A 12,508-nucleotide genomic window follows, 5' to 3' on the forward strand; every position below is an offset into this window, starting at 1 on the left:
GCCTTTCAGACAGACACAATACTGTGAAGCAATTCATGACCAGAAGAATGGGCAACGTGGCAGAGAAAGAAAAGGCTGCAAATGTGACAAAGGTCTAACACGATAATCGTATACCTTGTCGTTTGCAGCCTTTAATAAAAAGGGATGGTTCAGGAATCCATCTTACGCATTTGATTCAAATAACGAATCCAGCTTTGTGACGTCGAAGTCGACTGAATATTATCGGCACGCTTGGCGTGGATAATCGCTTTATCAAAGTCGGTCAACTTGTAGTACGCCCTTACTTTGGCCAGTTCAACATCTGCCGCACGGCGTTTATCCGTCACTTTTTGCAACTGAGTCAATGCCTGCCGGTAATGCCCTTCCTGAAGCAATAGCTGAGCTAATTGCCAACGGTATTTATTGTCGCGGTTGGCTGCCAGTTCCCAGACTTTCACCGCCTGCTCCCACTCTCTTGCCATCTGCCAGTACTGGGCCTGAATCGCCAGCAATTCACTGTCGGACTCGGCTCCTTCCAGTTCAGCAATTTGCTGTGCCGCTCGCTCAGGAATGCCTCTCTGGGCATATAATTGCGCAAGACTTCGCAGATCCCGCTGCGTTAGTGCGACCCCCTGCCTTTTCGCCAGCGCCATGGTATTGAGGGCATCATGCGAACGACCGAGTCGGAGTTGAATACCGGTCAGTTGCTGCCACCAGGCCACATGGTTCGGTTCCAGCGCAATCAATGCTTCCAGAGTGGGTACCGCCCCTTTCCACTGTTGAAGCTGCAGTTGTGCTCCCAGCTTCATGTTTAGTGAATGCTTATCCGTTTTCTTTAAAAAACGATCGCGTTTGGCAACAGCCTTCAACACGTCATTCCATTGTTCCAGTTGATAATGGCTTTGCGCAATACGCAGCCACAGTTCGGCAGCGTTCTGATTTTCCGGAACCGATTTTGAAAGCGTGTAATAGTGCGGCAAAGCCTGCCGGAATTTCTCGCTGGACAGCAGAATGTCAGCCAACATTCGGCGAGTTACCCAGGCTTGCTCGTCTTGCAGCAAACCCGACTCAACCGCATTCTGCAAGTTAGTAATGGCTTGATTTTTGTTACCGCTCTGCCAATAGAACACCCCCAGCATACGTTGTACGTAAGCTTTGTCGTACTCCCTTGAAGGGTTCAGCCCCTTCAGCAGATTAATGGCTTCGCCCAGCTTTTCATTCTGCTGCAACGTATTCGCCCGCTGCACCTTGTTCGCGATACCCTGCGACAAATCTGCGGCATGAACAGAAGCAACACTGAGTGGTATTGCCAGCAAAGCAACCAGAGTGAACTTCTTCATCATTTCTCCATCTTGAACACAATTTTCGCGGTCTGGACGTAAGGCACAGCTCGGCCATCCACTACTTTAGGCTGATACTTCCATTTTTTCAGCGCCCGCATCGCTTCCCGATCAAAGATACGTTTAGGATTCGCATCGGTTATCTGAATATCCGTCGGGCGTCCTTGTGCATCCACGGTAAACGAAAACACCACATAACCTTCAATGCCCCTCTGCTGCGCTTTAGGGGGATAAACCGGATCCTGTTTATAAAGCGGCATCGCCTGCTGATTAACGCTTGTCCCAAAATCAGAAAACGTCGGGACATTAATCGCCAGCCCGGAAATTGCGGTATCCAGACTCAGGCTCGGCATGGTCGGAGTAACCGTATTGGTTGTCACTGACTGCGATGTTTTCGGCATTACCTGTGGCGGCGGCTCCGGTGTCTCCGGCGGTTCAGGTACCGCGCGCTGACGGCGGGATACGTCCCGTTCCTGCTCAACCATAACCATGTCAAACGCCAGAACCTGTTTTTCCTCCTGGGCTCGAGGATGGCCGTTATCCACCATCCATGCCATGAAAGTAAACAGTCCCAAGGCGACAGAAAAAGCCACGGGCAGAGCGATTAACAATCGAAACATCAGCGTTTCTCCGCGGCCAAAGCAATATTCTTCACTCCGGCCCCTTTGGCCGCATCCATAACTTTGACCACGGTACCGTTGTAAGCATGTTCATCAGCCTGAATAACCAGGGAGGCATCCGGTTGATCTAGCAACAAGTGTTCCAACGTCGCCTGCACACGCTCCACATCCACAACACGCTTATCAATATAGACATCGTTAGCTGACGTGATGGCCACAAAAATCCCGGCGTCTTTTTGGCTGACAACATTACTGGCCTGCGGACGATTCACTTCAACACCGGACTCACGGACAAATGAACTGGTGACGATGAAGAAGATCAACATAATAAAGACGATATCCAGCATTGAGGTCAGATCAACCTGGGCATCTTCACGGGCAGAAGACGGACGATTAAGTCTCATCACTGGCTCCTTAATAATTTTTCAAGTTTCATTTCCCGTAAATGACAGGCTTTAGCCAGACGGGAATGGACAAACATACCAGACAGCGCTGCAACCATACCGGCCATTGTCGGTAAGGTCGCAAGGGAAATCCCAGACGCCATCAGACGAGGCTGGCTACTGCCCTGCGTGGCCATGACATCAAACACAGAAATCATCCCGGTGACTGTGCCAAGCAGTCCCAGCATCGGGCATATTGCAACCAGCACTTTGATCAGGTTCAGATTCTGATTCAGCGCCAGATGAGCCTGATTCAGCCAGCCACTACGAACCGCGTGGGCATACCAGGACGTTTGATCATCTCTGGCCTGCCACAACGTCAGCCATTGCTGCTTCTGCTTCGGATATGTCACAGACAGATACACAACCCGCTCAACAACCAGTACCCAGCACAGCATTACCACGGCGGCCAGCCACCATAGGATCTGGCCTCCCTGATTCATAAACTGCTCCAGTGAGTACCACCAGCTTTCCAGTGCTGAGTTGTGGATCAATGGGATGTCGTAAAGACTGTTTTCCATTATGCGGCAGTTCCTGCTTTTTCAGCCTGTTCTGCGACCAGGCTTATTCCCTGTTTCTCTAGAATGGTGCGAATATTTTCTGCCTGTGAACTCAGGATATTATGAGCAAGCAACAACGGCATGGCTGAAACCAGACCAAGAACCGTCGTAACCAATGCAGTAGAAATACCACCAGCCATAATGGTTGGGTCACCATTGCCGAACTGAGTAATAACCTGGAAGGTTTCAATCATACCCGTTACAGTACCCAACAGACCCAGCATTGGCGCCAAGGCCGCCAGCAGTTTCAGCATCGACAGGCCTTTTTCCAATCCCTGCTGTTCATCGACAATGGTTTCCAGTAAGCGCAGTTCCAGTGCTTCCACGCTGCGCTTCTGTTCTTTGTTATAAACTGACAGCACGCGTCCCAGTGGGTTATCGCCCGGTTGAGTCGGCGACTTCAGCTGCTTGTTGATTTGCTGGCGCACCAGGGTCAGCTTGATACCGCGGAACAAAGAAATTCCCAGACCAATCGCCAGCAAACCAAGAATAATTTTTCCGACGATGCCGCCGTGCTCGAGACGGTCAGACAACTCTGGAGAGTTTGCCAGTTGTTCCAACATGATACCGCGTGATGGATCCACCACGGCTGCCTGCATCCCAGTTTCCGTCAACCCCGTAAGGGTGTTAAGTACCGGGCCATTTTCAGGCTGCTTCAGATAAGGTTTCGCTACAGCACGCTTGCCGTCCCAATTGATGTACCCGTATTCAGCCACCAGGCCGATGCTGCCCAGTCGGTAAGCATCCACATTATTGGTCTGCCCTTCGCCGTTAATAAAAGGCACCTGCACCAGACGCATTTCTCGGCTGGCCGAAATTTGGTCTTCCATTCCCTGCCACAGCGCAGTCAGCTGCTTTAATGAAGGCAGCGCTTTGGCTTCAACAATTGAGTCGACCACCGGACGGAATGTTTTGCGGTCGACCCCGGTCACGGAATAAGCCAATTCGTTATCCAGCTCTTTGGCGGCCTGACGAACAACCCCAAACAGTTCACCAAGACTACCGGTTTCCAAACGCAGCTGTTCTTCCAGGCGGGCCAGGTCGTTTTCATTTTTACTGAATGTGGCGCTCAGCTCATCGGTTTCGGCTTGTAGCTGATCCCGCTGCTTGACCAACGCATTGTACTGAGCACGAATTTCCTGCTCAGTCAGACGAAAATCCTGCTCACGATCGGCGTCATGCGCTTTCTGAACACGTTGTTCCTGACGTGTTTGATCGGCCAGCGAAGTTTGGGCTGACACCAGCATTGGCATGGAAACAAGGCACAGCGCAGTTGCTAACGCTTTGAATTTCATCTTAGTTATTCTCCACGTTAACGGAAACCGGCAGGGTGATCAGGCTTGGCGCAGCTTGCTTGGAAGCAATCGCAAATGCTTTATTGATGTCTTTGGCATAGCCGTTTTCCAGCGATTGCCAGCCGGACGTTTTATCATTCCAGGCCCAGAAACGCTTGCCATCAAGGCTGCGGGCAACCAGCGAAATGCGTCCCAGGTACAGCATATCCGCTTCAATCTTCGTGTTATCCAGCGCCAGTTGGCCCTGATAGATCCCCATCTTGGTGCCGTAATCCATTTCAATCTGGTAGGCTTCCAGAATACGGCGGAATTTCTCCGCGTCGCTGACATCCGCCATTGCCATCATGTCTTCCAGCTTGCTGATACGATCCAGGCGCTGTTCATGGCGAATCGGTTTATCGTTTTCCACTGTTGTCTTCAGGCCAGCAAGCATACGGTACATCAGAGGCACAACCCCCTGACGAGTATCTTTGATTCCCTCGATCTGATGCTGAAGGCTTTCAGCTTCCTGCTGCTGACTGGCCACCAGGTTTGAAAGGTGATCGCGGTAAATGCCGAGGTTGTTCACTTCTTCCTTCAGCTGTTCCATTTCCGCTTTCATGCTGAGCACAGAGTCAGCACTGCGATCGATTTTCTTCTGGCTGTTAGCCGAGGCGGCGTTCATGGAGTTCTCGATGGAACGTGCGTCACCCAGCGTACTGGCGTTGGCTCCGCTAATCATGCCCAGCATCAACAGTGCCAGGCTGGTTTTTGCTACTTTCATTGTTAATAAATCAGTCGGTTAAGAAAAATAAAAGGCTTCAATCAATGAAGATATAAAAACAAACATAAACCGCTATCGTCATAGCTGGTAATGGTTATAGATTCTAATTGTAAACGAATCTCATTTAAACCATTTTCATACAAAAAACCGTAATAGCACCTCTGACTACGATCTGAATCATGTGTTTACCTGCCCTGTTGTACGGTTTGCATGCAATCCCCTGATAAATGCGATAACAGTCGCGAGTCTGTACGCGATCTAATAACAAGCATGAGCATCACCCTGTTCATAAGTTGTCGCAGTGTGGTACCAACACGACGTGTGTATATAACTATATCTACACACCCAGACTTCACCCCAGACTTCTAGCCCGATACGCGCCGTCTATTTTACATGATTACGTCTACACACCTCAGCCAACGTGTATGTATGCCTGTCTCTATTTCCAATAACTAAGTGACAATGTCACCAATGCCACTTATCCCCTCTATATCTTTCTTTGAATAAGACCTAATTTAAAAGCTCAAGGACACCAGTCATGTCACAGCGTTGACCTTCAAACGACTTCGCAATAACATCCTGTCGATAAACGCATAAAGTGTGCGTTTTTTCTGATCCCTCATGTATAATGCCGCGCTCAAAATGAACTTTCCGGTACTTTGAAGTGAATGAAGTAAACCTTGATGACGTACGTCATCAACTTGCTGCGCTGAATTTTAAAGCAGACAAGATGCGTATTGTAACTGTTTCGGCCATGGATGCTGACTTACTGGAGTCTTGCACCACCACCGCAGGTGAATGCTTTTACAACAGCTACATGAATGTGATCTACGGGAAAGGCGATCGCTATGTCCTGGGTTACCGCTGTGAAGAGACCGTGATTGACCACGCGATTATTCGTAAAGGCGACAAGTACTACGACCCTACTCTGCAGTCAGAGGGCGAGTTTTCTGAATATCAGTTTGCAGTCCTGACCGAGTTTACTGTGTTCGATATGATGAAACACGCGAAGTCTAACAAGGATTTCCCGCCGGATGTTGATTACGTACTGAGTAAGGCTGAAAAATTTAAAAACGTCATTGACGTTGATAAAATAAAACGAAAATAATGCCTTCAAGCCTCTGTATTTTACAGGGGCTTTTCGTTTTCTCTCTGTCTTTCGATTTGAGTAATATTTTCTGCGTCTCTATCATCTGCGCTAGCAAGATCTCCCCGGCTAAAATAATCTTTCCCTTTAATACCAACTAGCTGCATATAAAATCACCAATCACCAATCACCAATCACCAATCACCAATCAGCGATCAGCGATCAGCGATCAGCGATCAGTCAAAATCAACTGATCATCGTGTCTTGCTGCACTGAATTTGTGATCCGTCTACTTTTCCTCGTGAAATTGAGAAAAGCAGTAGATTTTTTTTGGCGGCTCGCTATTTTAAGAGGTCAGAGTTGTCTATATTCAACCATTGGCACTTGTTAAATTAGTGTTTTCATTGGTTGTGACATTGGAAACTTGTGGTATCAGCTTTAAAACGAAGCGTTAACCGTTTGCTAGGATGCAATATGAAACTTTTTATTTCTCTGTTCTTATTAGTTTTGCTATCCGGGTGCAGTAACGGCATCAACATTTCCGTCCCAGACAGACTGGCTCAGTCTGAATCGAACAACGGATATGTTACCGGTAGTTTGGGGGTGACCACAGAATGGCCATCAACGGGGGAAGGACTTGTCACAACGCTGTATCTCAGACAGCAAGGCAGTGCAGATCCAATCACGGTCACCAGTTCTAAATCCGACTTTGATTACAATAACGGCCTGCAAAAAGGTCAGCTGTTCACTATTGCGCTGCCGCCTGGGCAGTATGAGCTATACAGTATCAGCTTCAGGGGAAGTAACGGGATTCAGAGTGTTGAATCAAAAACGAAAGATAACCTGAATATCGCGTTTACCGTCCGACCGGCTCAGGTCACCTATATTGGCCAGTTCCTCACTTCTAGCCTGGTCGCCAAAAGTACCTTGTGGAACACACTTTTCCCAAGCGGATACGGCGTTGTCACACACAGTGATGCCAGCCAACGGGACAAATCGCTATTTGACAAACACAACCCGAATTTACGCACAATGTCCTTCGTCATCTCTCCTCTGACAGGGTTAACCGACAGCCGCATTCCTTCGACGGTCACCAACTGATCGAATGAGCTGACTTCGGGTTAGCATCAGCTAACCCAAAACAAAACGGCAACCCGAAGGTTGCCGTTTTTCATTCAAAGCTTTTCGTGTTCAAGCGGTAATAATGGCGTTTTACTGTGCCCTGTTCATAAGGCTCACCAATGTTCCCAACAGCCAAAAAACCATGAGGGAACACCACACGATAAATGTGTCGGTCAACGTATAAAATCACAGTTAGCATCATGAAAAAATACGCCATAAACAGAACCGTTATGAAACAATAGCGCCATGAAAACGAGTTAATCAGCGAAGCTGCACCGGTAGGCCAACCTGGTTCATCAGGGCTTCATCCAGTAACTGACGAGCTCGAACATCACCAGCAACTTCCGCCAACAGCTGATCTGGGGCAGAAACACGTTTATGCTCGCCCATCTGATCTTCATCGCGTGACAGCGGTTCGTGAACTTCAACGTATACTGAACCATCTGCTTCTATCGCCTGTTTAACAGGCTGGTTGATAATACGCACTTTAGTACCTCGTGACACTTGGTGGAAAAGCCACTCTACATCCCAAGGGTTCATGCGAATACAACCTGAACTTACACGCATACCGATACCGAAATCTTTATTGGTACCATGGATAAGGTACTGACCAGAACCATGGGAAAGACGCATCGCGTAATCACCCAGAGGGTTTTCCGGACCAGCAGGGACTACTGCAGGCAAGATCACATTGTGCTTTTCACGATATTCACGACGAATATTTGCCGTCGGCGTCCACGTCGGGTTCTTGATCATCTGACTGATCGAAGTGGTCATCTTAGGCGTTTCACGTCCAACACGACCAATCCCAATCGGGAACACGTACATCTTGTCGCTGTTCGATGGGAAGTAGTACAAACGCAGCTCAGCCAGGTTGATGACAATCCCTTCACGTTTTACATCCGGCAGAATCAGTTGCATCGGAATCTTCAGCAGAGATCCCGGAGTCGGCAGAAACGGATCCACCCCTGGATTTGACGCCATCAGCAGCAGCAAACCAACATCATAACGGTTGGCGATATCCAGAAGGCTGTCACCTTTGTTAACCTGGTAGTACTCCATCGTACCAATCAGCTTAGTGCTGGAATCCGGCCGATCATACTCTACCGCCTGCGCCGACATTGACATGAAACAAGCAAACATTAAGAGTAAAATTCGTCTCAAAACAGTGCCTCCATCTTTTATCCCCTCAATTATGGCAAATGAGCGCATTGCGCTGTTGCTCTTGTGTGCTTTTCTCTGAATCGAGACAGCAATATCGCCGATTGTATCGGATTTCTCCGCGGAAGTACGTCATCATTCCGTCAAGCTTTTGCCATCGCAGTATTAACAGTATGCATAACAAAGCGGGGCTAAATGCCCCGCTTTGGTTGTTTCTGTCTCATCTGTAAGACCGTCAGGCCGCTCGTTCATGCCCTATCAGGCATACTGAGCCGTCAACTGCTTCCAGACTTTTCTTTGCATTTCCAGACGATACTTCATTTCACGGTATTGTTGAAGAAATTCAAAGCTCTCATACTGTTTCAGTAAATCATTTTTCTTCAGTTCCAGCATACGCTTCTTGGCACCGTAGTAGTCAGCAATTTTATGTAACAGAATTTCATATTCCTGATTCAGCATCTCAAGGCAGGCGTGACTATTCGGCACCGCTTCCAATTTCTGCTGCAGGCGCTGTAACTGCATGGTGGCTTTGGCCTTTTCAATTCGATCTTCCGGACAAACTTTGAGGTTCTTTGCCATTCCCATCCAAGCACAGGATTTGATCAGCCACTTCGTCGGATCGAACTGCCACCAACGAATGCCATTACGGTAATCGTATTCAAAAATATGATGGTAGTTGTGATAGCCCTCGCCAAACGTCAGCAACGCCAGAAAACCGTTGTCTCGGGCAGTATTTTTATCGGTATACGGCTGACTTCCCCAGATATGCGCCAGGGAGTTAATGAAGAAAGTGGTATGATGACTCAGCACAAGTCGGACTATACCCACCAGTAACAAAGCCCCCCAGATATCGCCATGCCATAAACCAAACAGCAGAGGAATACCAAAGTTCGTCGCGACAGCCAGAGGCACGTAGTACTTGTGTTGCCACATAACGATTTTATCTTTCTGCAGATCACGGCAGTTGCTGTAATCGGAGTAGCGGTTCGCCTGGTATTCACGCAACATCCAGCCAATATGGCTGTAGAAAAAGCCCATTTTGGCAGAGTACGGATCTTTCTCGTTGTTATCGACATGACGATGGTGAATTCGGTGATCTGAAGACCAGTGAAGGATGCTGTTTTGCAATGCAAAGGCACCACCAACGGCAAAAATGAAGCGCATCACTGCGTTGGCTTCATAAGCTTTGTGCGACCACAAGCGATGGTAACCCGCCGTGATAGACATGCCGCAATAAGAAAAAGCCGCCAATAACATGGCCCATTGCGTCCAGTCGAAACCGACGAAGTAAGCATATAACGGGGCGCCAATCACAGCGATCAGCAAGGTTGATGTAAAGATAAAAATATTCAGCCAAATCAGTGGCGGCTTTGAGGATGTCATCCTGAAACCTATAGTCGTTGAGCGTACAAGTGTACGCCAAGACTAACTGCATACCGATTAACCGTCAATATGCTTTAGTTAAAGTTGCACAATGACATCCCATTCCTGATCTGACGGACTAACTAAGAATCTGTGCTCAACAACAGCTTCATCGCAACGCTAGCAGAGCTTCACTCCCTGAACTGCGTTGCTTGCTCTTATCTTCGAGGCAAGGGCTTACTTGATAAACTTAACGTGAGCTTCCATTTCTTCGCCGATCTCTTTTCGCATGTTCATCAGTTTAATGGCCGATTCCCGCAGGGCTTTATCTTCCGCGTTTTCCGGCTGCCACTCAGGAACTTCCGTCGGCTGACCCGCTTCATCCACAGCCACCATGACCATAATACAGTGCGTAGTCAGCTGATTTTCCAGTTCTTTCGGATCACATGCCTGCACATCAATCGCGATATGCATTGAGGTTTTCCCGGTATAAATGACTCTTGCCGTTACTTCTACCAGGTTCCCGACATGGATCGGCTTAACGAAACGGATACCGCCTGCGTAAGCTGTAATACAGTATTTGCCACTCCACCCGGCGGAACAGGCGTAAGCCGCAAGGTCGATCCATTTCATCACGGCACCACCGTGCACTTTACCGCCAAAATTGACATCTCCCGGCTCGGCCAGAAAACGTAATGTCACTTCCCGTTGTTGCTTGCTCATTGACCACTACTCCTTTTTGCAACGGCTTCGATTGTGTTAACAACAGTGATAACAAAACACTCTGAATATTCCTATTAATAGTGAACGAGACAAATAAGGATGCTGACGGCATCACATTTTTCTGTCTGCTTTCTCATGGCTAACTGAGCATCATCGTTCAAGCCATGCTTTGCCCTGACTTATTAGCCAAAACGAAAAAAAGCGCCGCAGTGGGCGCTTTTTTATTTTGGCTATAGAGACTTACTTGAAATCAGGCACCTGCGTTTTGTGCCTGTTTCACCTTCAGTGTTGCCAGTTCGGCGTTTAAGACTTCCAGGCGTTTTTCCAAATCAACCTGTTTGGTTTTAAGCTGGTTATTCTCTTGTTGGACTTCTGCTAGGCTCGCATCCTTGGTTTTAATATCCTCATACAGAGTTTTACATTGCGCTTCAAACTCTTCACGTTCCGTTTTGACTTTACGCGCATTGCGTTGTGCCGTTGCTTTAGCTTTAACCGCCTTATCAATATCGGCCAAGGCGATTTCCAACGTGTCATCACGCTCAGACAGCAGCTTTTCCATTTCAGCGAGCTGCGCTTTTAACGCTTCCTCTGCTTGCTTCTGCTCCTGACCAGAAACACCGGTGACGCGATTCCACTGCTCATGCGCCTGACGAGTCATCTGATCCAACACATCAAAAGGAAAATGCAACGATGGCTGTTCTTCCTTCTGCTGATAAAATTTTCGATCCATTTCTTCAAGAATTTTGAGTGTCTGCTGATAGCTCTGGTCCATCATCTGACGGGCATTCGACACCGCCGCAGCTTCCATAGCCTTACCAGCCACCATCATCCCCTGAAACTGTCTGAAGAGTTCTTCCGGTTGCGCTGCCTGTGTGAGTTTTACGAACGGGTGAGACTTAAAATCATATTCCATCATGTTACCTGCCATGCATTTCCTAACAATTGCCAAAAAGAATAAGCCCAAACACATCTATTCTTATATCAAATCATTCAAGCTTTACGCATTATCTTTCATAAAATTTGAACCCAATTCGATGTATGTTCAGGTTAACCGCATAGCATGACATTTTTTATGTCACCTCAAACAGATTCAAAGTGGGTGTCATCTGTTTGAGATAAATCACCTTTAAGTTGGGAGGAGTCTGTTACATAGCAAGTTCTGCACCCACATCAGGAAATGAATGAAACCTCTTAAACGTTATCAATATGAGCGTTACGCCATCTTGTGTCAGCTTGCCTACCCCACCACCTTTAATCACACGCAATACGGTTTTTCCCCGGAAGGACGCCATGAAATCACTGACCGCTGGGGGCGTACAATCATTCGAGTGCTTTGGGGGGAACACCCGGAGATTGTGGTGGTCTTTAAAGGTTCTCAAAGTATCTGGGACTGGCTAGTTAACCTGGCATTTTTACCCAAGCAATTACCCTATGGGCAGAAACGCTGCCATGTTCACTGGGGCTACTACAAATTGCTGGAGCAAAAAAGTCAGCTACCGCCAGCTGCTGCTGACCCGTTTGTCACTGACAGTATGAATGTGGAATTCCAGCAATCTCAGGAAAGGCAACGCGATTTTGCCAGCAAAACCATTTATGAGCAGATTGAGTCTGTGCTTGAACCTCTGCTGGCACAGGGAAAACGAGTGGCATTTACCGGACATTCTTCCGGTGGCGCGATGGCCATTCTGGTTGCGCACCGCCTGTATCAGCGTTACCCGCACGCCATTAAGCGCATTGTGACATTTGGTCAACCCGCTGCTGGCTTCTGGAATTTCAGAAAGCACTACCCGCTGGAGCAGAGAACATACCGTATTTGCTGCGATTTAGACGTTGTTACCTTTCTGCCACCCGTGCCACTGATGTTCTGGCATGTTGGTAAATTACTGTGGCTTCATAATGGCAAAATTTATGAGGATACGCCGACGTATCAACGATTATACCGCTCTTTGGTCAGCTGGATTTTGCGCCCCATCACCTACCACTACATGAACAAATACATCAGAAACAAAGACTTTTTTGATAAACATTAAACTCCGGGGCTAGCAGTTTGATT

General features: G+C 47.9%; 13 protein-coding genes. 3 read left to right on the forward strand and 10 right to left on the reverse strand.

Going from position 1 to position 12,508, the window contains the following annotated elements; genetic code table 11:
* Window positions 1–149: 149 nt before the first annotated feature.
* The 6 genes from FH974_RS21880 to FH974_RS21905 are packed head-to-tail and all read right to left on the reverse strand — an operon-like array spanning window position 150 to window position 5,000.
* Entirely contained in the window at window positions 150–1,322 is a 1,173-nt protein-coding gene (locus FH974_RS21880; RefSeq protein WP_107193880.1) for a tetratricopeptide repeat protein, read from the reverse strand.
* Window positions 1,319–1,939, reverse strand: coding sequence for an energy transducer TonB (locus tag FH974_RS21885; RefSeq protein WP_047885925.1), 621 nt, complete (start codon window positions 1,937–1,939; stop codon window positions 1,319–1,321). The genes FH974_RS21880 and FH974_RS21885 overlap by 4 nt, the downstream gene beginning before the upstream one ends.
* Window positions 1,939–2,343 (reverse strand): ExbD/TolR family protein, encoded by a 405-nt coding sequence (locus FH974_RS21890; RefSeq protein WP_047885926.1) that lies wholly within the window; start codon window positions 2,341–2,343, stop codon window positions 1,939–1,941. The genes FH974_RS21885 and FH974_RS21890 overlap by 1 nt, the downstream gene beginning before the upstream one ends.
* Entirely contained in the window at window positions 2,343–2,903 is a 561-nt protein-coding gene (locus tag FH974_RS21895) for a MotA/TolQ/ExbB proton channel family protein (RefSeq protein WP_047885927.1), read from the reverse strand. The genes FH974_RS21890 and FH974_RS21895 overlap by 1 nt, the downstream gene beginning before the upstream one ends.
* The gene (locus FH974_RS21900) at window positions 2,903–4,237 is read right to left on the reverse strand and encodes a MotA/TolQ/ExbB proton channel family protein (RefSeq protein WP_047885928.1); all 1,335 of its coding nucleotides are present in this window, start codon (window positions 4,235–4,237) and stop codon (window positions 2,903–2,905) included. Before FH974_RS21900 ends, FH974_RS21895 begins: the two co-directional genes overlap by 1 nt.
* Before the next feature lies 1 nt (window position 4,238).
* Window positions 4,239–5,000: a DUF3450 domain-containing protein gene (locus tag FH974_RS21905; RefSeq protein ID WP_047885929.1), complete on the reverse strand. Its 762-nt coding sequence runs from the start codon at window positions 4,998–5,000 to the stop codon at window positions 4,239–4,241.
* 730 nt (window positions 5,001–5,730) lie between these two features.
* Here FH974_RS21905 and FH974_RS21910 point away from each other — a divergent pair.
* Entirely contained in the window at window positions 5,731–6,108 is a 378-nt protein-coding gene (locus FH974_RS21910; protein WP_242551908.1) for a hypothetical protein, read from the forward strand.
* Window positions 6,109–6,561: 453 nt separating this feature from the next.
* On the forward strand, window positions 6,562–7,188 hold the full coding sequence (locus tag FH974_RS21915; protein ID WP_047885931.1) for a hypothetical protein: 627 nt from the start codon (window positions 6,562–6,564) through the stop codon (window positions 7,186–7,188).
* 282 nt (window positions 7,189–7,470) lie between these two features.
* Here FH974_RS21915 and FH974_RS21920 read toward each other — a convergent pair whose 3' ends face one another.
* The 4 genes from FH974_RS21920 to FH974_RS21935 form a co-directional block, all read right to left on the reverse strand.
* The gene (locus FH974_RS21920) at window positions 7,471–8,373 is read right to left on the reverse strand and encodes a L,D-transpeptidase family protein (protein ID WP_047886348.1); all 903 of its coding nucleotides are present in this window, start codon (window positions 8,371–8,373) and stop codon (window positions 7,471–7,473) included.
* 255 nt (window positions 8,374–8,628) lie between these two features.
* Window positions 8,629–9,753: an acyl-CoA desaturase gene (locus FH974_RS21925; protein ID WP_047885932.1), complete on the reverse strand. Its 1,125-nt coding sequence runs from the start codon at window positions 9,751–9,753 to the stop codon at window positions 8,629–8,631.
* A 216-nt stretch (window positions 9,754–9,969) separates the two neighbouring features.
* Window positions 9,970–10,455, reverse strand: coding sequence for an acyl-CoA thioesterase (locus FH974_RS21930; protein ID WP_047885933.1), 486 nt, complete (start codon window positions 10,453–10,455; stop codon window positions 9,970–9,972).
* 250 nt (window positions 10,456–10,705) lie between these two features.
* On the reverse strand, window positions 10,706–11,383 hold the full coding sequence (locus FH974_RS21935) for a hypothetical protein (RefSeq protein ID WP_207103771.1): 678 nt from the start codon (window positions 11,381–11,383) through the stop codon (window positions 10,706–10,708).
* 253 nt (window positions 11,384–11,636) lie between these two features.
* Between FH974_RS21935 and FH974_RS21940 the strand changes: the two genes are divergently transcribed.
* Window positions 11,637–12,485 carry a lipase family protein gene (locus tag FH974_RS21940; protein WP_047885935.1) on the forward strand — a complete coding sequence of 283 codons (849 nt, stop codon included), beginning with the start codon at window positions 11,637–11,639 and terminating at the stop codon, window positions 12,483–12,485.
* Window positions 12,486–12,508 lie beyond the last annotated feature (23 nt).

This window comes from Photobacterium ganghwense (genome assembly GCF_017329545.1).
Taxonomy (GTDB): domain Bacteria; phylum Pseudomonadota; class Gammaproteobacteria; order Enterobacterales; family Vibrionaceae; genus Photobacterium; species Photobacterium ganghwense.